General features: G+C 71.2%; 23 protein-coding genes. 21 read left to right on the forward strand and 2 right to left on the reverse strand.

The genetic code is table 11. The annotated features are described in order from the left end of the window. The first annotated feature begins 8 nt into the window (after positions 1-8). The 11 genes from ftsW to dnaE all read left to right on the forward strand — a co-directional run bounded on the left by ftsW (position 9) and on the right by dnaE (position 13676). The gene (ftsW, locus tag ACTHM3_RS10545; protein WP_440406054.1) at positions 9-1262 is read left to right on the forward strand and encodes a putative lipid II flippase FtsW; all 1254 of its coding nucleotides are present in this window, start codon (positions 9-11) and stop codon (positions 1260-1262) included. Positions 1263-1271: 9 nt separating this feature from the next. Beyond that, positions 1272-2372, forward strand: a complete 1101-nt coding sequence (locus ACTHM3_RS10550; RefSeq protein ID WP_440406055.1) for a UDP-N-acetylglucosamine--N-acetylmuramyl-(pentapeptide) pyrophosphoryl-undecaprenol N-acetylglucosamine transferase — start codon at positions 1272-1274, stop codon at positions 2370-2372. A 9-nt stretch (positions 2373-2381) separates the two neighbouring features. After that, positions 2382-3803, forward strand: a complete 1422-nt coding sequence (gene murC, locus ACTHM3_RS10555; RefSeq protein WP_440406056.1) for a UDP-N-acetylmuramate--L-alanine ligase — start codon at positions 2382-2384, stop codon at positions 3801-3803. A 56-nt stretch (positions 3804-3859) separates the two neighbouring features. Next, positions 3860-5002 carry an FtsQ-type POTRA domain-containing protein gene (locus ACTHM3_RS10560; protein WP_440406057.1) on the forward strand — a complete coding sequence of 381 codons (1143 nt, stop codon included), beginning with the start codon at positions 3860-3862 and terminating at the stop codon, positions 5000-5002. A gap of 156 nt (positions 5003-5158) precedes the next feature. Then, complete coding sequence (gene ftsZ, locus ACTHM3_RS10565) at positions 5159-6346, forward strand: cell division protein FtsZ (protein WP_440406058.1); 1188 nt, start codon at positions 5159-5161, stop codon at positions 6344-6346. Beyond that, positions 6346-7029 carry a YggS family pyridoxal phosphate-dependent enzyme gene (locus ACTHM3_RS10570; RefSeq protein ID WP_440406059.1) on the forward strand — a complete coding sequence of 228 codons (684 nt, stop codon included), beginning with the start codon at positions 6346-6348 and terminating at the stop codon, positions 7027-7029. The genes ftsZ and ACTHM3_RS10570 overlap by 1 nt, the downstream gene beginning before the upstream one ends. A gap of 35 nt (positions 7030-7064) precedes the next feature. After that, a complete protein-coding gene (locus ACTHM3_RS10575; protein ID WP_440406060.1) occupies positions 7065-7517 on the forward strand; it encodes a cell division protein SepF in 453 nt (150 codons plus the stop codon). 169 nt (positions 7518-7686) lie between these two features. Next, a complete protein-coding gene (locus ACTHM3_RS10580; RefSeq protein WP_440406061.1) occupies positions 7687-8613 on the forward strand; it encodes a DivIVA domain-containing protein in 927 nt (308 codons plus the stop codon). Continuing rightward, positions 8600-9229 (forward strand): signal peptidase II, encoded by a 630-nt coding sequence (gene lspA, locus ACTHM3_RS10585; protein ID WP_440406062.1) that lies wholly within the window; start codon positions 8600-8602, stop codon positions 9227-9229. Before ACTHM3_RS10580 ends, lspA begins: the two co-directional genes overlap by 14 nt. A 1-nt stretch (position 9230) precedes the next feature. Further along, a complete protein-coding gene (locus tag ACTHM3_RS10590; protein WP_440406063.1) occupies positions 9231-10148 on the forward strand; it encodes an RluA family pseudouridine synthase in 918 nt (305 codons plus the stop codon). Positions 10149-10211: 63 nt separating this feature from the next. Continuing rightward, positions 10212-13676 carry a DNA polymerase III subunit alpha gene (dnaE, locus tag ACTHM3_RS10595; RefSeq protein ID WP_440406074.1) on the forward strand — a complete coding sequence of 1155 codons (3465 nt, stop codon included), beginning with the start codon at positions 10212-10214 and terminating at the stop codon, positions 13674-13676. 11 nt (positions 13677-13687) lie between these two features. Here dnaE and ACTHM3_RS10600 read toward each other — a convergent pair whose 3' ends face one another. After that, a complete protein-coding gene (locus tag ACTHM3_RS10600) occupies positions 13688-14173 on the reverse strand; it encodes a flavin reductase family protein (protein ID WP_440406064.1) in 486 nt (161 codons plus the stop codon). Positions 14174-14232: 59 nt separating this feature from the next. On the opposite strand from ACTHM3_RS10600, the gene hisD reads away from it, so the two are divergent. From hisD to ACTHM3_RS10615, 3 genes are read left to right on the forward strand one after another with little or no spacing between them, the layout of a single operon-like run. Then, complete coding sequence (gene hisD / locus ACTHM3_RS10605) at positions 14233-15543, forward strand: histidinol dehydrogenase (RefSeq protein WP_440406075.1); 1311 nt, start codon at positions 14233-14235, stop codon at positions 15541-15543. Between the two features lie 24 nt (positions 15544-15567). Then, positions 15568-16047, forward strand: coding sequence for a transcriptional regulator NrdR (gene nrdR, locus ACTHM3_RS10610; protein ID WP_440406065.1), 480 nt, complete (start codon positions 15568-15570; stop codon positions 16045-16047). A 29-nt stretch (positions 16048-16076) separates the two neighbouring features. Continuing rightward, positions 16077-17105, forward strand: coding sequence for a quinone-dependent dihydroorotate dehydrogenase (locus ACTHM3_RS10615; RefSeq protein WP_440406066.1), 1029 nt, complete (start codon positions 16077-16079; stop codon positions 17103-17105). Here ACTHM3_RS10615 and ACTHM3_RS10620 read toward each other — a convergent pair. Continuing rightward, positions 17080-17646 (reverse strand): DUF3043 domain-containing protein, encoded by a 567-nt coding sequence (locus ACTHM3_RS10620; protein WP_440406067.1) that lies wholly within the window; start codon positions 17644-17646, stop codon positions 17080-17082. The genes ACTHM3_RS10615 and ACTHM3_RS10620 overlap by 26 nt on opposite strands. Positions 17647-17684: 38 nt before the next feature. On the opposite strand from ACTHM3_RS10620, the gene ACTHM3_RS10625 reads away from it, so the two are divergent. The 7 genes from ACTHM3_RS10625 to ACTHM3_RS10655 all read left to right on the forward strand — a co-directional run bounded on the left by ACTHM3_RS10625 (position 17685) and on the right by ACTHM3_RS10655 (position 23424). Continuing rightward, the gene (locus ACTHM3_RS10625) at positions 17685-19091 is read left to right on the forward strand and encodes a dipeptidase (protein WP_440406068.1); all 1407 of its coding nucleotides are present in this window, start codon (positions 17685-17687) and stop codon (positions 19089-19091) included. Continuing rightward, on the forward strand, positions 19088-19471 hold the full coding sequence (erpA, locus tag ACTHM3_RS10630; protein ID WP_440406069.1) for an iron-sulfur cluster insertion protein ErpA: 384 nt from the start codon (positions 19088-19090) through the stop codon (positions 19469-19471). Before ACTHM3_RS10625 ends, erpA begins: the two co-directional genes overlap by 4 nt. A gap of 134 nt (positions 19472-19605) precedes the next feature. Next, positions 19606-20478, forward strand: a complete 873-nt coding sequence (gene ctaC, locus ACTHM3_RS10635) for an aa3-type cytochrome oxidase subunit II (protein ID WP_440406076.1) — start codon at positions 19606-19608, stop codon at positions 20476-20478. Next, a complete protein-coding gene (gene ctaD, locus ACTHM3_RS10640; RefSeq protein WP_440406070.1) occupies positions 20478-22223 on the forward strand; it encodes an aa3-type cytochrome oxidase subunit I in 1746 nt (581 codons plus the stop codon). Before ctaC ends, ctaD begins: the two co-directional genes overlap by 1 nt. Before the next feature lie 3 nt (positions 22224-22226). Then, positions 22227-22643, forward strand: a complete 417-nt coding sequence (locus tag ACTHM3_RS10645; protein WP_440406071.1) for a cytochrome c oxidase subunit 4 — start codon at positions 22227-22229, stop codon at positions 22641-22643. Further along, complete coding sequence (locus ACTHM3_RS10650; protein ID WP_440406072.1) at positions 22643-23065, forward strand: GNAT family N-acetyltransferase; 423 nt, start codon at positions 22643-22645, stop codon at positions 23063-23065. Before ACTHM3_RS10645 ends, ACTHM3_RS10650 begins: the two co-directional genes overlap by 1 nt. 29 nt (positions 23066-23094) lie before the next feature. Further along, positions 23095-23424 carry a DUF4180 domain-containing protein gene (locus tag ACTHM3_RS10655; RefSeq protein ID WP_440406073.1) on the forward strand — a complete coding sequence of 110 codons (330 nt, stop codon included), beginning with the start codon at positions 23095-23097 and terminating at the stop codon, positions 23422-23424. The last annotated feature ends 118 nt before the right edge of the window (positions 23425-23542 follow it).

The following is a 23542-nucleotide window of genomic DNA, read 5'->3' on the forward strand; positions in this document are numbered from 1 at the left end:
AGGCGCCGATGACCACGACGGCACCGCGCCGTTCCCCCCGGGAGCAGCGCCCCGACCAGGATTCCCGGCCGCCGGCCGCGGTCGTCGCGGTGCAGCGGCTGTTCTCCGCCGAGACCCCCGAGTACTTCATGCTGCTCGGCACGACCCTGTTCCTCGTGGTGTTCGGTCTCGTCATGGTGCTCTCCTCGTCGTCGATCGACTCGTACACGACGCATGACAAGGACTTCTTCGCCACCGCCACCCGCCAGGGCCTGTACGCGCTCATCGGGCTGCCGCTCATGCTCGTCGCGGCCCGCATGCCGACGGCCTTCTGGCGTCGGTGGGCGTGGGTCGCGATCCTCGGAGCGACCGGCCTGCAGCTGCTCGTGTTCACCCCGCTCGGGTACGACGTCGGCGGCAACCGCAACTGGATCCACCTCGGCTCGTTCACGGCGCAGCCGTCGGAGCTGATCAAGCTCGCGCTCGCGATCTGGATCGCGTCGATCCTGGCCTCCCACCCGGAGCGCCTCGACGACTGGCGCCGCCTGATCGTCCCCCTCGTGCCGGTGGCGGGCATCGCGATCGGTCTCGTCCTCCTCGGGCGCGACCTCGGCACCGCGATGATCATGATCGGCGTCGTCCTGGCCGCCCTCTTCTACGCCGGCGTGCGCCTGCGCTACCTCGGGGCCGTGGTCGCGTTCGCCGCGGTGGCGAGCTTCGTCGTCATCAACGTGGGCTCGTCGCGCTCGGACCGCATCCACGCCTGGTTGAGCGGATGCCAGGACCAGGCGCTCAGCCTCACCTACTGCTATCAGACCGTCGGGGGCTGGCAGGCTCTCGCCCACGGGGGTATCGTGGGGGTCGGACTGGGCAACTCGACGGCCAAGTGGAACTGGCTCCCGGAGGCGGCGAACGACTTCATCTTCGCCGTCATCGGCGAGGAGCTCGGCCTCGTCGGCGCGGTCCTCGTCCTGGTGCTGTTCGTGGCGTTGGCGATCGCCTTCGTGCGCATCGTCCGGATGAGCACGGACCCCTTCGCCCGGATCGTCGTCGGCGCGATCTCGTTCTGGATCGTCGGTCAGGCCTTCGTGAACATCGCGGTCGTGCTCGGCCTCCTGCCCGTCTTCGGCGTCCCGCTGCCCCTGATCTCCGCCGGAGGGTCGTCGCTCCTGTCGACCATGGCGGCCATCGGCGTCGCGCTGTCATTCGCCCGGCACCGACCGGAGCCCCTGCCGGTCGCCCCGCTCCGCCCGGCGCGATCCGGCCGTCCCGCGGCCCGGTAGCCTGCCCCGGTGACCACGTACCTCCTCGCGGGCGGCGGCACCGCCGGCCACGTGAACCCGCTGCTGGCGACCGCCGACGCGCTGCGCGACCGCGATCCGGATGCGACGGTGCTCGTGCTGGGCACCGCGGAGGGCATCGAGGCGCGCCTCGTCCCGGCCCGGGGCTACCAGCTTGTGACCATCCCGCGCCTCCCCTTCCCGCGGCGTCCGAACGTCGACGCGCTGCGCTTCCCCGGGCGCTGGCGGGCGAGCGTGGCACGCACCCGCGAGCTGCTCCGTGAGCACCGGGTGGACGTCGTGGTCGGCTTCGGCGGCTACGCCTCGGCGCCGGCCTACCGGGCCGCGCGCGCCGAGGGCATCCCGATCGCGATCCACGAGCAGAACGCCAAGCCGGGCTTCGCGAACCGCATGGGGGCCGCGCTCACGCCCTTCGTCGGGGTCACCTTCGCCTCGACCCGGCTGCCGCACGCGCGTGTCGTGGGCATGCCGCTCCGGCGCGAGATCGCCGGGCTCGACCTCGCCGCGGCGCGCACCGAGGCGCAGGCGCTCTTCGGCCTCGACGATCGCCGACCCGTGCTCCTCGTGACCGGCGGATCGATCGGCGCCAAGCGGCTGAACGACGCCGTCGCGGCGGAGGTCGCGGCGCTCCTCGGGAGCGGGTGGCAGGTGCTGCACCTCACCGGGTCGCGGTCGCCGGTCGTCGATCCGCACCTCGACGGCTATCGGATCCTCGAGTACTGCGACCGCATGGAGCTCGCCCTCGCCGTCGCCGACCTGGCCGTCTCGCGCGCCGGCGCCTCCACCGTCGCGGAGCTCCAGGCGCTCGGGGTCCCAGCCGTCTTCGTGCCCTACGCCGTCGGGAACGGCGAGCAGGCGGTCAACGCCCGCGACGCCGTGGAGGCGGGCGGTGCGATCGTCGTCGCCGATGCGGCCTTCGACCAGGACTGGGTCCGCACCGAGCTGCCGCCGCTCCTCGCCGACCGAGCCGGCCTCGCCCACATGGCCGCGTCGATGGCCTCGATCGGTCGGCGCGACGGCGCCGAGCGGATGGCCGACCTGGTCGCCGAGGCGCTGGCGTCACGCGCAGCGGAGCCGGTCCGCGCTGAATAGGCTGTCCCGGTGATCGGCCCGGACTTCAGCATCGACGTGCCCGCCGACCTCGGCCGGGTGCACTTCGTCGGTATCGGCGGGTCGGGCATGAACGGCATCGCGCACATGATGCTCGATGCGGGTCTGCGCGTCTCCGGCTCGGACCGCGCCGAGAGCGCCTACCTCGACCGGCTGCGCGAGCGCGGTGCCGAGATCCACGTCGGCCACGACGCCGCCACGATCGAGCGGCTGGGCCTCGGCGACGGCGACACCCTCGTCTATACGAGCGCGCTCTGGCCCGACAACCCCGAGTACCTGGCGGCGAAGCAGCGCGGGCTCACCCTGCTGCACCGCTCGCAGGCGCTGCACTGGATCCAGCGCGGGCACCGCTCCGTCGTCGTCGCGGGCGCCCACGGCAAGACCACGTCGACCGGGATGCTCGTGACGGCACTGCGCGAGCTGGGCGCCGATCCCGGGTTCGTGAACGGCGGCGTCATCAGCGACCTCGGCGTCAGCTCGGCGACCGGAACCGACGACCTCTTCGTGCTCGAGGGGGACGAATCCGATCGCTCCTTCCTGCTCTACGACACCGCGATCGCGCTGATCACGAACGTCGACGCCGACCACCTCGACCAGTACGGCACGCAGAGCGCGTTCGAGGACGCGTTCGTCGCCTTCGCGAACGGGGCGTCCGAGCTCGTCGTCGCGAACCCGGACGGCGCCGACCTGCGCCGTGTGCTCGAGTGCCTCGACCCGTCCCGACGGGTGCTGACCTTCGGGGAGTCCGAGGGCGTCGACCTCCGGGTGACCGACATCGAGGCGGGGGAGCAGGTGGCCTTCCGGGTGCACTGGCACGGCGCCGTGCACGAGGCCCGCATCGCCGTGCCGGGGCGCCACCACGCCGTCAACGCGACCGGCGTGCTCGGCGTGCTGCTGGGCCTCGGCTACGCGATCGAGCCGGCCGTCGCCGCCCTCCGCGCCTTCGGCGGCACCAAGCGCCGGTTCGAGTTCAAGGGCGCGGCGGGCGGCGTGCGCGTCTACGACGACTACGCGCACAACCCGGTGGAGGCGGCCGCCGCCGTCGCCGGCGCCCGCTCGGTGGTCGGCGAGGGGCGGGTCATCGCGGTGCACCAGCCGCACCTCTACTCGCGCACCCGCGACCGTTCCGGCGAGTTCGCCGAGGTGTACGAGCGGCTGGCCGACTACACGATCGTCGTGGCCGTGGACGGGGCCCGCGAGGATCCGATCCCGGGCGTCACAGGTGCGCTCGTGGCGGACGCCTTCCACGATCCGTCGCGCGTCGCGTACTTGCCCGAGTGGCCGGACGCCGCCGCCGAGGTCGCGCGCGTCGCCCGGCCGGGCGACATCGTCATGACCCTCAGCTGCGGCACCGTCTCGCAGCTCGTGCCGCAGCTGCTCGACGCGCTCGAGAAGAACCCGACCGCGGAGTAGCGCCGGAGTCGCGTGTCGGGACGGCGGCGCGGGGTCCCGTCGGAGATGCTCGACGGGTGAAGCGGCCCGAAGCGCGAGGTGCGGCGGCGCGCCCCGCGCCGACCGCGCCGGAACGCGCGGTCCGCGCGTCCGCCCGGCCGCCGCGCACCGAGTCGGCACGGCCGCCCGCCGCTTCCGCTCCGCCGACCCCGCCCGGCCCGCAGGCGCCGGCCGGTCCGCGACCCCCGCGCGAGCGCACGACGCGCGAGCGGACCCCGCGCGAGCGACCTGCGCCGCTGCGACGACCCGCCGGAGACCGCACCCCGCGCGCCGACATCCGCGCCGCCGCCCGGGCGCGCCGTCGCGAGGAGCGTCAGGAGGTCCGCCGCTTCACGCGCCGCTCGCGCCGCCGCCGCATCGGCTGGCTGGCGGGCATCGGACTCGTCGTGGTCTTCATCCTGCTGATCGTCGGCGCCGTCTACTCGCCGCTCCTCGCCCTGCGGACGATCACCGTCGACGGCACGAACCGGCTGAGTGCGGCGACATTGGAGAAGGCGCTCGCGCCCAACCTCGGTACGCCGCTCGCGCTGCTCGACGATGCGCGGATCAAGAGCGAGCTGGGGCGCTACCGCCTCATCCGCAGCTACGTCACCGAACTGCAGCCGCCGAGCACCCTCGTCGTGCACGTCACGGAACGGACGCCGGTCGGCGTCATCCAGGGCGCCGACGATTTCGCGCTCGTGGATCCCGCGGGCGTCGTCGTGGCCCGCTCCGCGACCCGTCCGGACGGCGTCCCGCTGATCGAGCTCGGCTCCGCCCCCCTCGACGGACCGGGGTTCGCCTCGATGGCGCAGGTGCTGCTGGCGCTGCCCACCGATCTGCTCGCCCAGGTCGACACGATCGCGGCGCTGACCCACGACGACGTCACGCTGACGCTCCGCGGCTCCGGGCAGCGGGTCATCTGGGGAAGCGCGGATCAGTCGAGCCTCAAGGCCCAGGTCCTCGGGCGGCTCGTCGCCCTGCACGGTCAGAGCGGGACCGGCACCTACACCGTCTCCGCGCCGCAGTTCGCGGTCTTCAACCCGGCCGATGCGGGGAGCGTCGGCGGCGCGGAGGCCCCCGCGGGCGACGGCGGGACCGCGATCCCGTCCCCGAACACGAGCGCCACGCCCGCTCCGCCTGCCGACGGCGGCACCGATCAGGGCGGCGTGCAGCGCTGATCGCACGGCAATCGCCGCGACACGCGCCCTGCCTCCCGGGCCTGGCGGGGGCGGTCCGTACCGTGAGGGCAGACCAGCGTAACCGGAACATCACTCGAGTTCAAGTAGAACTTGAAGGTTGAACCCCGGCTACGACGTAACACGGAAGGCCGGGACGTGACCACGAACCAGAACTATCTCGCGGTGATCAAGGTCGTCGGCATCGGCGGCGGCGGTGTGAACGCCGTGAACCGCATGATCGAGCTCGGCCTGCGCGGCGTCGAGTTCATCGCGATCAACACCGACGCCCAGGCACTGCTCATGAGCGACGCGGACGTCAAGCTCGACGTCGGCCGCGAGCTGACCCGCGGTCTCGGCGCCGGCGCCGACCCCGAGGTCGGGCGGCGCGCGGCGGAGGATCACGCGGAGGAGATCGAGGAGGCGCTCACCGGCGCCGACATGGTCTTCGTCACCGCCGGCGAAGGCGGCGGCACGGGCACGGGCGGCGCGCCGGTGGTGGCCCGCATCGCGAAGTCGATCGGCGCGCTCACGATCGGTGTCGTCACGAAGCCCTTCTCGTTCGAGGGCAAGCGCCGCCAGGCGCAGGCGGAGACCGGGGTCGCCGCGCTCAAGAACGAGGTCGACACCCTCATCGTCGTGCCGAACGACCGGCTGCTCGAGATCAGCGACCGGGGCATCTCGATGCTCGAGGCGTTCACGACGGCCGACCAGGTGCTCCTCGCCGGTGTGCAGGGCATCACCGACCTCATCACGACCCCGGGTCTCATCAACCTCGACTTCGCCGACGTGAAGAGCGTCATGCAGGGCGCGGGTTCCGCGCTCATGGGCATCGGCGCCAGCAGGGGGGCCGATCGCGCGATCAAGGCCGCGGAGCTGGCGGTCGCGAGCCCGCTGCTCGAGGCGTCGATCGACGGCGCCCACGGCGTGCTGCTCTCCATCCAGGGCGGATCCAACCTCGGCATCTTCGAGATCAACGACGCGGCCCGGCTCGTGCAGGAGGCGGTGCACCCGGAGGCCAACATCATCTTCGGCGCCGTCATCGACGACACCCTGGGCGACGAGGTGCGCGTCACCGTGATCGCGGCCGGCTTCGACGGCGGCGAGCCGCAGCCGAAGCCGGTGGCCGAGCGACGCAGCAACTTCGTCGATGCGGGGGTGCCGGCGGCCGGAGCCGGCGTCGCGGCGGCGGGGGTCGCGGCGGGCTCGGGGTCGCACCTGCAGGAGACTCAGCCGATGCCGTCTCCGTCGTCCGGGTGGGGCGTCGAGCCCGAGGCGCCCGTCGCCCCCGCGGACCGCGACTTCGACGACGACGACGACCTCGACATCCCCGACTTCCTGAAGTAGTGGTGAGCGGGCTCGCCGGCCGGTTGGCGGCGGTCGACGCGGCCGTCGCCGACGCGGCGCGCGAGGCCGGACGCGATCCCGCGGAGCTGACCCGCATCGTCGTCACCAAGTTCCAGCCGATCTCGCTCGTGCGCGAACTCGCGACGCTCGGCGTGCGCGACATGGGGGAGAGCCGGCACCAGGAGGCGGCGGCCAAGGCGGCGGAGCTCGCCGACCTCGATCTGCGCTGGCACTTCGTGGGGCAGCTCCAGCGCAACAAGGCGCGCGCGGTCCGCGCGTACGCCGCCTCGGTGCACTCCGTCGACCGCCCGGAGCTCGCCGCTGCGCTCGATCGGGCGGGCGAGGACCGCCCGCCGCTCGACGTCTTCCTGGAGCTCGACCTCACCGGCGACCCCGGGCGCGGCGGCGTCGACCCGGACCGGGCCGAGGCCCTCGCCGAGCACGTCCTCGGTCTGCCGACCCTCGTGCTCCGCGGCGTCATGGCCGTCGCCCCGCTCGGGGCCGACGCCCGCGCCGCCTTCGCCCGCGTGCGAGCGGTCTCCGAGCGCATCCGGGGGATCGCGCCCGACGCGGTCGCGATCTCCGCCGGGATGTCGGGGGACTTCCGGGAGGCCGTGCTCGAGGGCGCGACACACCTTCGCATCGGGACCGCAATCACCGGAAAACGTTCAAGCGCTGGTTAAGGTCGGACCGAACGCGAGCTCATCGGGAGGACGAGATGGCGAATCCGCTGCGCAAGACGATGGTGTACCTCGGCCTGGCCGACGAGGACTACGAGGACGAGGCCCCGGTCGCACCCGTTGCTCCGGTCGCGAGCGCCGCGCCCGCGCCGACCCGCGCCCCCGTGACGCCGCTGCGCCGCCCCGTGCAGAGCCGGCACCACCAGCCTGCGATGAGCGAGATCCTCACCGTGCACCCGCGCCAGTACAAGGACGCCCAGCTGATCGCCGAGACGTTCCGCGAGGGCGTGCCGGTCATCATCAACCTGAGCCAGATGAGCGAGCCCGACGCACGTCGCCTGATCGACTTCGCGAGCGGTCTGTCGCAGGGGCTCTACGGCAAGATCGAGCGCGTCACCGCCAAGGTGTTCCTGCTCTCGCCCGAGCACGTCGCGACGAGCGGCGAGCAGGCCGAGGCGGAGTCGGACGTCGACGCGGCGTTCTTCGCGTAGGGCGCTCGAGCGCGCTCCGGCGCCGCTCGATCGGGCTCACCCGGCGCCCCGACGGGGTGGGTTACGCTGGGGCATCCACCCTCGGGGTGCGATGGAAATCTTGCTAGCGTTATCGCAGCGTGACATTCCGGGAGGCGTCCCGGATCGACGGAATCGGAAGGTGCAGAACATGGCGTTGACGCCGGAGGACGTGGTCAACAAGAGGTTCAATCCGACCAAATTCCGCGAGGGCTACGACCAGGATGAGGTCGACGACTTCCTCGACGAGGTCGTCGTGGAACTGCGTCGTCTGAACCAGGAGAACGAGGAGCTGCGCCAGCGCCTCGTGCAGGGCGAGCAGCGGATCCAGGAGCTGCAGCGTCAGGCGCAATCCGGTCCGGCATCCGCCGCGTCCGCTCCCGCCGCAGCTCCCGCGCCGGCCGTCGTGCCGGCTCCGGAACCCGCCTTCGCGCCTGTGCCGGCCCCGGCTCCCGCCGCCCCGGCCGTCAGCGCCGACGCGATGGACCCCGGCAACACCAACAACCTGCTCCAGCTCGCCCGCCGCCTCCACGAGGAGCACGTGCGCGAGGGCATGGAGAAGCGCGACGCGCTCATCGCGGAGGGGCACGCCACCGCCGCCCGCGTCGTGTCCGAGGCTCAGGAGGGCGCCCGCGCGGCTCTCGGCGACATCGAGCAGCAGAAGGCCGCGCTCGAGCAGCAGCGCGACGCGCTGCAGCAGGAGAAGGCGGGTCTCGAGCAGCAGGTCGATCAGCTCCGCACCTTCGAGCGCGAGTACCGCCAGAAGCTCCGCAGCTACATCGAGGGTCAGCTGCGCGACCTCGACCGCACGCCCGAGCTGCCCGCCGGCGCGCCCGAGTCGAGCCCCGTGCCCGGCGGCCAGCAGACGTCGCAGCCGGTCCAGGTCGGCGCGCCGCCGGCCGCCGAGCAGGCTGGTCCGTCGGCCCAGCAGGCGGGCTCGGACGGTCAGTCCGGTGACTCCGGACAGCAGAGCGGGACGTCGCAGCAGAGCGCTCCGGCGTTCCCGGGCGCCCAGCCGTCCGGCGGATTCGGCGCGTACGGTCAGCCGTCCGAGTTCCAGGGTTTTGCCGGCAACTGAGCCGGACGACGATGCGGCGCCGGTCCGCACCCCGTCGGAGGGTGCGCGGCGCCGCGTCAGCGTCCGGGCGCTGCTCCTGCTCGCCGTGGTCGGCGCGGTCGTCTACGGCCTCGACCAGCTGACGAAGACGCTCGTCGTCGCGGGGATGCAGGAGGAGCAGAAGATCCCGCTCCTCGGCCCTGTACTCCAGCTCCACTACGTCACGAACTCGGGCGCCGCGTTCTCCTTCGCCAACGGATACACCTGGGCGTTCTCGATCGTCGCCGCGGGGGTGATCGTCGCGATCATCTGGTTCGCGCGCCGGATCCGGTCGCTCGCCTGGGCGACGATGTTCGGGCTCGTGCTCGGTGGCGCGCTCGGCAACCTCACCGACCGGCTCTTCCGGCCGCCGGGATTCGGCGTCGGCCACGTCGTCGACTTCATCTCGATCGGCCTGTTCCCCGCGATCTTCAACGTCGCCGACATGGCGATCACCTTCTCGATGGCGCTGTTCATCCTGCTGTCGCTCCGCGGCACCGGCCTCGACGGGTCGAAGGCGGTCATCCGCAAGCCCGTCCCGGCGGCGGCTGCCGAGGACGAGCCGACGCAGGACGGCCCCGGCGGCCCGCGGGGCTGACGTGGAGCGCCGCAGCCTGCCCGTCCCCGACGGTCTGTTCGGGGAGCGCGCCGACGCCGCGCTCTCCCGCATCCTCGGCTTCTCGCGCAGCTTCGCGGTGCAGGTGATCGACGCCGGGGGAGCGACCCTCGACGGACGCCCGCTCGGCAAGTCCGATCGGCTGCACGACGGCTGGCTCGAGGTGGAGTGGACCCCGCGGGAGGAACCCGCCGTGGTGCCGCAGCTCGTCCCCGACTTCACGGTCGTCCACGACGACGACGACATCGTCGTGATCGACAAGCCGGTCGGCGTCGCCGCGCACCCCGCGGTGGGTTGGGACGGGCCGACGGTGCTCGGCGCGCTGGCCGCCGCCGGCTTCCGCATCAGCACCTCGGGGGCCGCGGAGCGCGCCGGGATCGTGCACCGGCTCGACGTCGGCACGAGCGGTCTTATGGTCGTCGCCAAGAGCGAGCGCGCCTACACGGAGCTGAAGCGCGCCTTCCACGACCGGACGGTCGACAAGATCTACCACGCGGTCGTCCAGGGTCACCCCGATCCCTTCAGCGGCACGATCGACGCGCCCATCGGGCGCCACCCCTCCGCGAGCTGGAAGTTCGCGGTCACGGCCGACGGCAAGCCGAGCGTGACGCACTACGAGACGCTCGAGGCGATGCGCTCGGCGACCCTCCTCGAGATCCACCTGGAGACCGGGCGCACCCACCAGATCCGGGTCCACATGGCGGCACAGCGGCACCCCTGCGTCGGTGACCTGCTCTACGGGGCCGACCCGACGCTGGCCGCACGCGTCGGCCTCGAGCGGCAGTGGCTGCACGCCGTCCGGCTCGGATTCCGGCACCCCGCGACGGGGGAGCCGGTCGAATTCGAGACACGCTATCCGGACGACCTGCGACACGCCCTCGACGTCCTCCGCGCGGATTAGTCTCGGGTGGTGGCGACCCGATCCGAGGACTTCGTGCACCTGCACGTGCACACCGAGTACTCGATGCTGGACGGCGCGGCCCGTGTCGGCGACCTCATGGGAGCCGTGAACGAGCTCGGGATGAGCGCGGTCGCGATCACCGACCACGGCAACAACTTCGGCGCGTTCGACTTCTGGAACCAGGCCCGCAACGCCGGCCTCAAGCCGATCATCGGCACGGAGGCGTACCTGGCCCCGGGCACGGCGTCGCGTCGCGACAAGGTGCGCGTGAAGTGGGGCAACGGCGGCGAGGACGACGTCTCCGGCGGCGGCGCGTACACCCACATGACGATGTGGGCCGAGACGACCGAGGGCATGCACAACCTGTTCCGGCTCTCGTCGCTCGCGTCGATCGAGGGGCAGTACTTCAAGGCCCGCATGGACCGCGAGCTCCTTCAGACCTACGCGAAGGGTCTCATCGCGACGACCGGCTGCCCGTCGGGCGAGGTCCAGACCCGCCTCCGGCTCGGCCAGTTCGACCTCGCGCTGCAGGCCGCGGCCGACTACCGCGACATCTTCGGCGAGGGCAACTTCTTCGTCGAGATCATGGACCACGGCCTGGGCCTCGAGAAGCGGGTCGCCGACGACCTCATCCGCATCTCGCAGCAGCTGAAGCTACCGCTCGTCGCGACCAACGACTCCCACTACACGAAGGCCGCCGATGCGGCCGCGCACGAGATGCTCCTGTGCGTGCAGTCGGGCTCGACCATGGCGGATCCCAACCGCTTCAAGCTCGACGGCTCCGGCTACTACATCAAGTCGCCGCAGGAGATGCGGCAGATCTTCCGCGACCACCCGGAGGCGTGCGACAACACCGTCGCGATCGCCGAGCGGTGCGAGGTCGAGTTCAACACCAGCGCGAACTACATGCCGCGCTTCCCGGTCCCCGAGAACGAAACCGAGGAGAGCTGGTTCGTCCAGGAGGTCGAGAAGGGCCTCCACGTGCGCTACCCGGACGGGATCCCGGCCGAGGTCCGGACACAGGCCGAGTACGAGATCGACGTCATCACCAAGATGGGGTTCCCCGGCTACTTCCTCGTCGTCGCCGACTTCATCAACTGGTCGAAGGACCACGGCATCCGGGTCGGTCCGGGCCGCGGCTCCGGCGCCGGGTCGATGGCCGCCTACGCGATGAGGATCACCGACCTCGACCCGCTCCAGCACGGCCTGATCTTCGAGCGGTTCCTCAACCCCGACCGCGTCTCGATGCCCGACTTCGACGTGGACTTCGACGAGCGCCGCCGCGGCGAGGTCATCAAGTACGTGACCGAGAAGTACGGCGAGGAGCGCGTCGCGCAGATCGTCACCTACGGCACGATCAAGGCGAAGCAGGCGCTCAAGGACGCCGGCCGCGTCCTCGGGTTCCCGTTCGGCATGGGGGAGAAGCTCACCAAGGCGATGCCCCCGCCCATCATGGGCAAGGACATCCCGCTCGCCGGTGTCGTCGACCCGACCCACGACCGCTACAAGGAGGCGGGCGACCTCCGCGCGATCCTCGAGTCCGACCCCGAGGCCAAGACCGTCTTCGACGCCGCCCGCGGCCTGGAGGGGCTGAAGCGCCAGTGGGGCGTGCACGCCGCCGGGGTCATCATGTCGAGCGAGCCGCTCATCGACATCATCCCGATCATGAAGCGGGAGCAGGACGGCCAGATCGTCACGCAGTTCGACTACCCCGCGGCGGAGGCCCTCGGCCTCATCAAGATGGACTTCCTCGGGCTGCGGAACCTCACGATCATCGACGACGCGCTCGACAACATCCAGGCCAACCGGGGATTCCGGCCGGTGCTGGAGGACCTGGCCCTCGACGATCCCGAGGCCTACGCGCTGCTGTCGCGCGGCGACACGCTCGGGGTGTTCCAGCTCGACGGCGGCGCCATGCGGTCGCTGCTGCGGCTCATGAAGCCCGACAACTTCGAGGACATCTCCGCCCTCATCGCGCTGTACCGCCCGGGGCCCATGGGCGCGAACTCGCACATCAACTACGCGCTGCGCAAGAACGGGCAGCAGGAGATCACGCCGATCCACCCGGAGTTCCAGGAGTCGCTCGCCGACATCCTCGACACGAGCTACGGCCTGATCATCTACCAGGAGCAGGTCATGGCGATCGCCCAGCGCGTCGCCGGCTTCTCGCTCGGACAGGCCGACATCCTGCGCCGCGCGATGGGCAAGAAGAAGAAGTCGGAGCTCGACAAGCAGTACGAGGGCTTCGAGGCCGGCATGAAGGCCAACGGCTACAGCGACACGGCGATCAAGACCCTGTGGGAGATCCTGCTGCCGTTCTCCGACTACGCCTTCAACAAGGCGCACTCGGCCGCGTACGGCGTGCTCAGCTACTGGACCGCCTACCTCAAGGCGCACTACCCGGCCGAGTACATGGCGGCCCTCCTCACGAGCGTCGGCGACGCGCGCGACAAGCTCGCCATGTACCTCAACGAGTGCCGCAGGATGGGCATCAAGGTGCTCTCGCCCGACGTCAACGAGTCGATCGGCTACTTCTCGGCGGTGGGATCCGACATCCGCTTCGGCATGGGCGCCGTGCGCAACGTCGGCTTCGGTGTCGTCGACCTCATCACGGCCGCGCGCGAGGAGAAGGGGGCGTTCACGAGCTTCCACGACTTCCTCCGCAAGGTGCCGCTCGGGGCGCTCAACAAGCGCACCATCGAGTCGCTCATCAAGGCAGGCGCCTTCGACTCGCTCGGCGACACCCGCCGGGCGCTCATCGAGATCCACGAGGGCGCGATCGAGAGCGCGGTCAGCGACAAGCGGGCCGAGGCCAACGGGCAGGTCGGATTCGACTTCGACTCGCTGTGGGACGAGCCCGAGCACGCCGTCGACAAGGTGCCGGAGCGGCCCGAATGGGGCAAGCGGGAGAAGCTGGCGTTCGAGCGCGACATGCTCGGGCTCTACGTGAGCGACCACCCGCTCGCCGGGCTCGAGATGACGCTCGCGAAGCACGCCAGCATCTCGATCGGCGAGCTCATCGAGTCGGAGCCGCAGGACGGCGACGTCGTCACGGTGGCGGGCCTCCTGACGAGCGTGCAGCACCGCACCGCCCGTCAGTCGGGCAACCCGTACGGCATCGTCGAGCTCGAGGACTTCAGCGGCGAGGTCTCCGTCATGTTCCTGGGCAAGACCTATCAGGAGTTCGCGCCGTCGCTCGCCGCCGACGCGATCGTCGTCATCAAGGGGCGTGTCAGCTCGCGCGACGACGGGTTCAACCTGCACGCGCAGAGCCTCTTCGTGCCCGACACCGGGCAGTCGCTGGGGTCGGGGCCGCTCGTCATCTCGGTGCCGGAGCTGAAGGCCACGACCGACGTCGTCTCGGCGCTCAACGACGTGCTGATCCGGCATTCCGGCGACAACGAGGTGCGGCTGCGGCTCGTGCGCGGCGAGACGGCGCGGATGTTCGAGATCCCGTTCCCGGTCTCGGTGACCGCCGACCTCTACGGCGAGCTGAAGCGCCTGCTCGGCCCGAACTGCGTGGTCTGAGCCCCGCTCGGCTACTCGATCGCCGGGCCGGGCCGCCAGTACTGCCGCTGGTGGTAGAGGAGCGGCTCGTCCGGCTCGCCGAAGCCGCCGTCTTCGATGCGCACGACGACCAGCGCGCTGTCCTCGACCGGGTAGCGGCCGACGATGCGGCCGAGCATCCAGGCCGGTACGTCGCGCAGCTGGGGGAGTCCGAGCGGCCCCGGCACCCAGTGGTCGCCGCGGAAGCGCAGCTGGGCGTCGAGCGACATCTGATGGGCGGCCGCCCGATTGCGGGCGCCGAGGATGTGTACGAGGACGTGCTCGGTCTGCTCGACCGCGCGCCACGAGCTCGACGACCGCGCCATGTTGAAGGTCGCCATCGGCGGAACGGCCGCGAGCGATGCGAGCGACGTCGCGGTGAATCCCACGGGCTCGCCGTCCGGGGTGAGCGCGGTGACGACGGAGACGCCGGCCGCGAGACGACGGAAGGCGAGACGGAAGGCCTCCTGGTCCTGCATGCCTCCATCCTCGCGCGCGCGGCGCCGCTCCGCCGACCGCCGATAGCCTGGAGCGCGTGATCCAGACGCTCGACCTCCGCGGCACCCGGCCGACCCGATCGGAGTTCGCGCATCTCGTGCCGCGCGCGCAGGTCGACGTCGCCGTGGCGTCGGAGGCGGCCGCAGAGCTGATCGCGGCGGTCCGGGAGCGCGGGGAGGACGCCCTCCTGGAGCAGTCGGAGCGCTTCGACCGGGTGCGCCCGACGTCGGTCCGCGTCGCTCCCGACGCGATCGCCGCCGCGCTCGAGACCCTCGATCCGGCCGTCCGTACGGCGCTCGAGGAGTCGATCCGACGGGTCCGCGAGGCGAGCGCCGCACAGGTGCCGCCCGACCGCACCACCACCCTCGGCGACGGCGCCGAGGTCGTGCAGCGCTGGCAGCCGATGAACCGCGTCGGCCTCTACGTGCCGGGCGGCAAGGCGGTCTACCCGTCGAGCGTCGTCATGAACGTCGTCCCCGCCCAGATCGCCGGTGTCCGCGGGATCGCCCTCGCCTCGCCCGCACAGGCCGACAGCGGCGGGCTGCCGAACCCCGCGATCCTCGCCGCCGCCGCCCTGCTCGGCGTCGACGAGGTGTACGCGATGGGCGGCGCCGGTGCGATCGGCGCCTTCGCCTACGGCGTCCCCGGGATCGACCTCGAGCCCGTGGACCTCGTGACCGGGCCCGGCAACATCTTCGTGGCCGCCGCCAAGCGCCTGGTCCGCGGGGTGGTCGGCATCGACGCGGAGGCGGGCCCCACCGAGATCCTCGTCATTGCCGACGGGAGCGCCGATGCGCGACTCGTCGCCGCCGACCTCATCAGCCAGGCGGAGCACGACGAGATCGCCGCCGCTGTCCTCGTGACCGACGCGCCCGACCTCGCCCGCGCCGTCGTCGCGGAGCTCGACCGCCGTCTCGCCGCCACGCAGCACCGCGCACGCGCCACGACCGCCCTCGACGGGCGGCAGTCGGCGATCGTGCTCGTCGACGACATCGCCACCGCCGCCGCGTTCAGCGACGCCTACGGGCCGGAGCACCTCGAGATCCAGACCGCCGACCCGGAGGCGACGCTCGCGCTCGTGAGCAACGCCGGGGCCGTCTTCCTCGGCGCGAACGCGCCCGTCAGCCTCGGCGACTACCTCGCCGGGTCGAACCACGTGCTCCCCACCGCGGGGCAGTCGCGTTTCTCCTCCGGGCTCTCCGCCTCCACGTTCCTCCGCCCGCAGCAGGTGGTGCGGTACGACCGCGCCGGCCTCGCGGCGGTCCGGGCCCACGTGCGCGCCCTGAGCAACGCCGAGCAGCTGCCGGCCCACGGCGACGCGGTCGACGCCCGCTTCCCAGCCAACGGCTGATCCGCGAATTATCCTGGTCGCGCCATGTTCTGCCCCTTCTGCCGCTACCCCGACAGCCGCGTGATCGACTCGCGGACCTCGGACGACGGCCTCGCCATCCGCCGCCGCCGCCAGTGCCCGGAGTGCGGCCGCCGTTTCTCGACCACCGAGACAGCGAGCCTCACGGTCATCAAGCGGAGCGGCATCGTGGAGCCGTTCAGCCGGGAGAAGATCGTCTCCGGCGTCCGCAAGGCCTGCCAGGGGCGACCGGTGAGCGACGCCGACCTGGCGCTCCTCGCGCAGAAGGTGGAGGAGGCGATCCGCTCCACGGGCGTCTCGCAGATCGACGCCAACGACATCGGGCTCGCGATCCTGCCGCCGCTGCGCGAGCTCGACGAGGTGGCGTACCTGCGGTTCGCGAGCGTCTACCAGGCGTTCGAGTCGCTCGACGACTTCGAATCGGCGATCACGGTGCTGCGCTCGGAGCACGGGGTCGCGTCGCCGGCCGCGACCGAGGCCGAGTAGGTCGCACCGCCCGCTACGCTGGGCGCGGCATGTACCGCGTCCTGTTCCGGCTCGTCCTCGCGCATCTCGACGCGGAGGACGCCCACCGCCTCGGATACCTCGTCATCCGGATCCTGCCGATCCTCGCTCCCGTTCTCCGGGCGATGACGCGGCCCGCCCCGTCGCTCGCCGTCCGCGCGCTCGGCCTCGAGTTCGCGTCGCCCTTCGGCGTCGCGGCCGGGTTCGACAAGGAGGCGCGCGCGATCCGCGGGCTCGGCGTCCTCGGCTTCGGCCACGTCGAGATCGGCACCGTGACCGCGCGACCACAGCCCGGCAACCCGCGCCCTCGGCTCTTCCGCCTGATCCCGGATCGGGCGCTCATCAACCGGATGGGCTTCAACAACGACGGCGCCGAGGAGGTCGCCCCCCGCGTCGCGCGGGAGCGCGGACGCCGCCGCCGCCCGATCATCGGCGTCAACATCGGTAAGAGCCGCGTCGTCGAGGTCGACGACGCGATCGACGACTATCGGGCGAGCACGCGGCTCCTGGCGCCGCACGCCGACTACCTCGTCGTCAACGTCAGCTCGCCGAACACGCCCGGGCTGCGCGGGCTGCAGGAGCTGGACCGGCTCGCGCCGCTCCTCGAGGCGGTCCAGGCCGAGGCCGGGAGAGTGCCGGTGCTCGTCAAGATCGCGCCCGACGTCAGCGACGAGCAGGCCGAGCGGATCGCCGCCCTCGTGGTGCGCCTCGGGCTCGCCGGGATCGTGGCGACCAACACGACACTGTCGCGCGAGGGTCTCGTCACGGATCCGGAGGTCGTCGACCGTGCCGGAGCCGGGGGCCTCTCCGGTCCGCCCGTCGCCGCCCGGTCGCTCGAGCTGCTGCGCCTGCTGCGCGCCGCGGTCCCGGCGCAGCTCTGCATCATCTCCGTCGGGGGAGTGGAGACCGCGGCCGACGTGCGCGAGCGGCTCGACGCGGGGGCGACGCTCGTGCAGGGCTACACGGCGTTCCTCTACGAGGGCCCGTTCTGGGCCCGTGCGATCAACCGCGGTCTCAGCTCGGGTACTGCCCGCGCTTGACCTGCACCTTCGGCATCCGCATCGGACGGAGCTGGATCGCGCGCATGAACGCGTACCAGCGCACCCCGCGCTCCATCGAGCCGAACTTCGCGACGAGCCGCTTGCGCAGTTGGAACGTCATGACGATCCCGTCGACCGCGACGATCGCGATGACGATCCACACGCCGATGAGCGCCGCCTCGGCGATCCAGGCGAGCGAGCCCTGGAAGAAGTAGCTGAGGATCACGAGGACGAGCAGCGGCAGCAGGACCTCGCCCACGTTCCAGCGCGCGTCCACGAAGTCGCGGGTGTAGCGCTTCTGCGGGCCCTTGTCGCGCAGGGGCAGGTAGCGCTCCTCGCCGGCGGCCATGCCGACGCGGGCGCGGTCGCGCTGCGCGGCCAGCTGCTCCTTCGAGAGCTTGGAGGCCTGTTTGCGGTCGGTCGGCACGAGCGGTCGCTTGTTCGCCGCCTCGCGCTCCTTGCGGGTGGGGGTCGCACGCCCCTTGCCGGCGGCGACCTCGGTGTCGTCGCTCTGCGGGGGTGTCGTCGGGGTCTTGGCCACGGGAAGTCCTCTGATTCTGAGGAACCTAGGATACCCGCATGACCGACGACACCACCCGATCGGCCGAGCTGCGCGAGGCGGTGGAGGCCGGATTCCCGGCCGCCGTCGCCGACCTCACGCGACTCGTGCGCATCCCCTCCGTCTCCTGGGACGGCTTCGACCACTCGCACGTGCAGCGCAGCGCCGAGGCGGTGGCGGAGCTCGCCCGCGACACCGGGGTCTTCGAGTCGGTCGAGATCGTGCGCACACGGATCCCCGGCAAGGACGAGGACGGCCAGCCCGCCGTGCTCGCCACCCGCGCCGCCCGCGGCGGCCGGCCCACGGTCCTCCTCTACGCGCACCACGACGTGCAGCCCCCCGGCGACGACGCCGACTGGGAGACGAAGCCCTACGAGCCGACCCTGAAGGGCGAGGACCGCATCGCGGGCCGCGGTGCCGCCGACGACAAGGCCGGCGTCACCGCGCACATCGCCGCGATCCGCGCGCTCGTCGCCGCCGGCATCGACCCGCAGGTCGGCATCGTCCTCTACGCCGAGGGGGAGGAGGAGTTCGGCTCCCGCTCCCTCCCGACCTTCCTCGAGCGCTTCCACGACCGGATCGCGGCCGACGTGATCGTCGTCGCCGACGGCGGCAACTGGGACATCGACACCCCCGCCATCAACGTCGCGCTCCGCGGGATGGTGGCCTTCAACCTCCGCATCACGACGCTCGGCCACGCCGTGCACTCGGGCATGTTCGGCGGGGCGATCCCCGACGCGATGCTCGCCGCCACGAAGCTCCTCGCGACGCTCTGGGACGAGGACGGCTCCGTCGCGGTGGAGGGCCTCCGCAGCCACGACGCGCCCACGCCCGACTACGACGAGGCGAAGCTCCGCGAGGAGTCGGGCCTGCCGGACCACACGTCGCCGATCGGGCGGGGCGAGATCCTCAGTCGCGAGTGGTTCCAGCCCTCGATCACGGTGACCGGCATCGACGCGCCCAGCGTGCTGAACGCCTCGAACACGCTCATCCCGAGCGTCCGGGTGCGCATCGCCGCGCGCGTCGCTCCCGGGCAGGACGCCCACGAGTTCGAGCGGATCCTGCGCGAGCACCTCGTCGCGAACGCGCCGTTCGGCGCGAAGCTCGACTTCGACCCCGACATCGACCTCGGGCAGGCCTTCCTCGCCCCGGTCGACGGCTGGGCGGTCGAGGCCGAGCAGGCGGCGCTCCGCGAGGCGTGGGACGGCGTCGAGCCGGTGCTCATGGGATCGGGCGGCTCGATCCCCTTCACCGCCGACCTCGTCCGGCACTTCCCCGACGCGCAGATCCTGATCACGGGAGTCGAGGATCCCGACAGCCGCGCCCACAGCCCCAACGAGTCGGTGCACCTGCCGAGCCTCAAGCGCGCGATCCTGGCCGAGGCCTTCATGCTCGCGAAGCTCGACGCGCGTACCATCGAGTCATGACCGACACCGCACTGAGCCCCGAGACCGCCCTGAGCTCGTCGACGACGGAGCCGACCCACGGTGTCGCGCTCACCGACGGCGCCGCCGACAAGGTGCGCCGCCTCCTCGAGCAGGAGGGCCGCGACGACCTGCGTCTGCGCGTCGCCGTCCAGCCCGGCGGCTGCTCGGGCCTCATCTACCAGCTCTACTTCGACGAGCGCCTCCTCGACGGCGACGCGACCCGTGACTTCGACGGCGTCGAGGTGGTCGTCGACCCGATGAGCGCCCCGTACCTCGACGGCGCCTCGATCGACTTCGAGGACAGCATCCAGAAGCAGGGCTTCACGATCGACAACCCCAACGCGACCGGCAGTTGCGCCTGCGGCGACTCGTTCCACTGAGTTGACCGGTGCGCCACGGCGCACTGACACGGGGCCCCGACCGGGAAGGTCGGGGCCCCGCTGCGTTATAGACTGGCCGACGTATCACCCCGCCGTCCGAGAGGTCCCGAGTGCGCACCAGTCGCCGTCGTCCGATCCGGCGTTCGCGCCTTGCCCGGTGGGCTGTCGTGCCCCTGCTCGGGGCCGGAGCCATCGCCCTCGCGGGCTGCACGCAGCAGCAGCAAGCGGGCTTCCTGCCCGGCGGCCCGGGCGTCACCAACCACACCGAGTTGATGACCAGCCTCTGGGTCAACTCGTGGATCGTGCTGCTCGGCGTCGGCATCATCACCTGGGGCCTCATCATCTGGGCCGCCGTCGTCTACCGCCGCCGCAAGGGGCAGACCGGCCTCCCGGTGCAGCTGCGCTACAACCTGCCGATCGAGATCTTCTACACGATCGTGCCGCTCATCCTGGTCATCGGCTTCTTCGCCTTCACCGCGCGCGACCAGTCGACGATCGAGGCGAACCCGGGCAACCCCGATCAGAAGATCGAGGTCTTCGGCAAGCGCTGGTCGTGGGACTTCAACTACCTCGACGAGAACGTCTACTCGCCGGGCGTGCAGGTCACCGACCGGCTCAACAAGGACGGCTCCGTCGACCAGTCGAAGCTCCCGACCCTGTACCTGCCGGTCAACAAGAAGATCCAGATCGACGAGCAGTCGCGCGACGTGGCGCACTCGTTCTGGGTGATCGACTTCCTGTACAAGAAGGATCTGATCCCCGGTCAGACCAATCACATGTACTTCATCCCCACTAAGACCGGCACCTACCAGGGCAAGTGCGCGGAGCTCTGCGGCGAGTACCACGCCGACATGCTCTTCCAGGTGAAGGTGGTCAGCCAGTCCGACTTCGACGCGCAGATGCAGAAGCTGCGCGATGCCGGTCAGACCGGTCGACTCGGCCCCGGCTACAACACCGACACCAACCTTCCCGGCACCACGGGCCGCGCCTCCACCGAAGGAAACTGATGACCACGGCAACCGGAACGGCGAAGTTCACGCCGAACAGCACCACCGGCACGGCGGCGGGATCGCGGGTCGAGCGCAAGGGCAACGTGTTCGTCAAGTGGATCACCACGACGGACCACAAGACGATCGGGTACCTCTATCTGATCACCTCGTTCCTCTACTTCTGCGTCGGCGGCGTCCTGGCCCTCGTGATCCGCGCGGAGCTGTTCACGCCCGGGCTCGACGTGCTGCAGTCGAACGAGCAGTACAACCAGCTCTTCACGATGCACGGCACGATCATGCTGCTGATGTTCGCGACGCCGCTGTTCGCCGGCTTCGCCAACGTCGCCATGCCGCTGCAGATCGGCGCGCCCGACGTCGCGTTCCCGCGGCTCAACGCGCTCGCGTACTGGCTCTACTTCTTCGGCTCGCTCGTCGCGGTCGGCGGCTTCTTCACCCCGCAGGGCGCGGCGGCCTTCGGCTGGACCGCCTATACGCCGCTCAGCGACACGACGTTCACGCCGGGGCTCGGCGGCAACCTGTGGGTGTTCGGCCTCGCGATGAGCGGATTCGGCACCATCCTCGGCGGCGTCAACTTCATCACGACGATCATCACGATGCGCGCGCCCGGCATGACCATGTTCCGGATGCCGATCTTCACCTGGAACATCCTGATCACGTCGATCCTCGTGCTCATCGCGTTCCCGGTGCTCGCGGCCGCGCTGTTCGCGCTCGGCGCCGATCGTGTCTTCGACGCCCACCTGCTCGACCCGGCCAACGGGGGAGCGATCCTCTGGCAGCACCTGTTCTGGTTCTTCGGGCACCCCGAGGTCTACATCATCGCGCTGCCGTTCTTCGGCATCGTCAGCGAGGTCTTCCCGGTCTTCAGCCGCAAGCCGATCTTCGGCTACAAGACCCTGATCTACGCGACGATCGCGATCGCGGCCCTCTCGGTCACGGTGTGGGCGCACCACATGTACGTCACCGGCTCCGTGCTGCTGCCGTTCTTCTCCCTGATGACGATGCTCATCGCGGTGCCGACCGGGGTGAAGATCTTCAACTGGATCGGCACGATGTGGCGCGGCTCGGTCACGTTCGAGACCCCGATGATCTGGGCGATCGGCTTCCTCGTGACGTTCACCTTCGGTGGTCTCACGGGCGTCATCCTCGCGTCGCCGCCGCTCGACTTCGCGCTCTCGGACTCGTACTTCGTCGTTGCGCACTTCCACTACGTCGTGTTCGGCACGGTCGTGTTCGCGATGTTCTCGGGCTTCTACTTCTGGTGGCCCAAGTGGACGGGAAAGATGCTCGACGAGCGGCTCGGCAAGATCCACTTCTGGCTGCTGTTCATCGGATTCCACACGACGTTCCTCATCCAGCACTGGCTGGGCGTCATCGGGATGCCGCGTCGTTACGCGAACTACCTGCCGTCCGACGGGTTCACCTGGATGAACCAGCTGTCGACCATCGGTGCCGTCATCCTGGGCGTCTCGATCCTGCCGTTCCTCCTCAACGTGTGGATCACCGCCCGCCGGGCGCCGAAGGTGACCGTGGACGACCCGTGGGGCAACGCGCGCTCGCTCGAGTGGGCCACCTCGTGCCCGCCGCCACGGCACAACTTCTCCTCGATCCCGCGGATCCGTTCCGAGTCGCCGGCGTTCGACCTCCACCACCCCGAGGCGGGCGTGCCCGTGGGCATCGGCCCCGGCCCGGCCGACGCGCCCGAGGCTCCGGTCGTCGACGTCGCGAAGGGCGAGGTCAAGTAGCGCATGCGTACCAACTCGAACCTCTTCTGGATCCTCGGCGCGTTCTTCTGGCTCGCCGACCTGGTCTACATCGTCTGGTCGCTCATCGACACCGGCCGGGTGGAGTGGGTCGGGACCGTCGCGATGGCGTTGAGCGGCATCCTGGCGTTCTTCGTCGCCTTCTACGTCGGCCGCACGCACGCGTCGCAGGGCGGGGAGCTCCCGCAGGACCGGGCCGATGCGAACGTCGACGACGGCGACCCGGAGATGGGCCAGTTCAGCCCCTGGAGTTGGTGGCCCTTCGCCCTGGCCGTCGGGATCATGCTGGTATTCCTCGGACTCGCCATCGGACCGTGGATCTCGTTCTTCGGCGGCCCGATTGCGCTGATCGCGATCGTCGGCTGGAACTACGAGTACTACCGCAACAACTTCGCGCGCTGATGATCCGGCTCGCACAGGCCGGCGACGAGGACGGCGTCTTCGCTCTGGTCCAGCAGCTCGGGCACGCTTTCGCCCCGGAGCGCGCGGCGTTCGACGCCACCCTCGCGTCCTACCTCGCGGGGGAGCAGCCGACGGTCGTGCTGTTCGTCGCCGAGGAGCCGGAAGGACTGCTCGGGTACGCCCTCATGACGGTCGTGCCACTGCTCTCCACCAACGGTCCCTCCGCGCAGCTGCAGGAGATCGTCGTCGACCAGCAGGCCCGCGGCCGCGATCTCGGCACCGCCCTTGTGCGCGCCGTCGAGGAGGAGTGCGAGCGCCGCGGCGTCACACAGCTCACCGTCGCCAGCCGGCGCGCGGGCGGCTTCTACGACCGGCTCGGCTTCCACGAGAGCGCCGAGTACATGCGCCGCATCTTCGCGTAACAGCGTCTGGCAAGCCCTAGCGTGGTCCCATGGCCACGATCCTCTCCCTCGACGCGGTCGGACCCCGCCTCCGGAGCGGGCAGGACGCGATGGACCTCATCGCCACGACGTTCGGCGCCGGGGGAGCGGACACCGTCGTCGTACCCGTGGAGCGTCTCGATCCTGACTTCTTCCGCCTTTCGACCGGTGTCGCCGGCGAGATCGCGCAGAAGTTCGTCAACTACCGCCGCCGCCTCGTCGTCCTCGGCGACATCACCGCCCACGTCGCCGCGAGCGACGCCTTCCGCGACTGGGTGCGCGAGGCGAACCGGGGCCGCGATATCCGCTTCGTCGCGTCGCTCGACGAACTGGGTGATTGATCTGGGCGGCCGGAGTCGGGGAACGGCGGGGGGGGGGGGGGGGGGGGGGGGCGGGGGGGCCCCCGGCCCCGCGGAGCCGCGCCCCGCCCCCCCCCCCCCGCGCGCCCCCCCCCCCGCG

Origin of the sequence: Pseudolysinimonas sp. (genome assembly GCF_051954455.1) — a bacterium.
Taxonomy (GTDB): Bacteria; Actinomycetota; Actinomycetes; order Actinomycetales; family Microbacteriaceae; genus Pseudolysinimonas.

Excerpts from the sequence above, each read along its gene's own strand:
- ACTHM3_RS10580 (WP_440406061.1), top strand. The coding sequence starts at position 7,687 with ATGGCGTTGACGCCGGAGGACGTGGTCAACAAGAGGTTCAATCCGACC.
- ftsW (WP_440406054.1), top strand. The coding sequence starts at position 9 with ATGACCACGACGGCACCGCGCCGTTCCCCCCGGGAGCAGCGCCCCGAC.
- dnaE (WP_440406074.1), top strand. The coding sequence starts at position 10,212 with ATGCTGGACGGCGCGGCCCGTGTCGGCGACCTCATGGGAGCCGTGAAC.
- nrdR (WP_440406065.1), top strand. The coding sequence starts at position 15,568 with ATGTTCTGCCCCTTCTGCCGCTACCCCGACAGCCGCGTGATCGACTCG.
- erpA (WP_440406069.1), top strand. The coding sequence starts at position 19,088 with ATGACCGACACCGCACTGAGCCCCGAGACCGCCCTGAGCTCGTCGACG.
- ctaD (WP_440406070.1), top strand. The coding sequence starts at position 20,478 with ATGACCACGGCAACCGGAACGGCGAAGTTCACGCCGAACAGCACCACC.
- ACTHM3_RS10655 (WP_440406073.1), top strand. The coding sequence starts at position 23,095 with ATGGCCACGATCCTCTCCCTCGACGCGGTCGGACCCCGCCTCCGGAGC.
- ACTHM3_RS10645 (WP_440406071.1), top strand. The coding sequence starts at position 22,227 with ATGCGTACCAACTCGAACCTCTTCTGGATCCTCGGCGCGTTCTTCTGG.
- ACTHM3_RS10615 (WP_440406066.1), top strand. The coding sequence starts at position 16,077 with ATGTACCGCGTCCTGTTCCGGCTCGTCCTCGCGCATCTCGACGCGGAG.
- ACTHM3_RS10650 (WP_440406072.1), top strand. The coding sequence starts at position 22,643 with ATGATCCGGCTCGCACAGGCCGGCGACGAGGACGGCGTCTTCGCTCTG.
- ACTHM3_RS10600 (WP_440406064.1), bottom strand. The coding sequence starts at position 14,173 with ATGCAGGACCAGGAGGCCTTCCGTCTCGCCTTCCGTCGTCTCGCGGCC.
- ACTHM3_RS10575 (WP_440406060.1), top strand. The coding sequence starts at position 7,065 with ATGGCGAATCCGCTGCGCAAGACGATGGTGTACCTCGGCCTGGCCGAC.
- ACTHM3_RS10625 (WP_440406068.1), top strand. The coding sequence starts at position 17,685 with ATGACCGACGACACCACCCGATCGGCCGAGCTGCGCGAGGCGGTGGAG.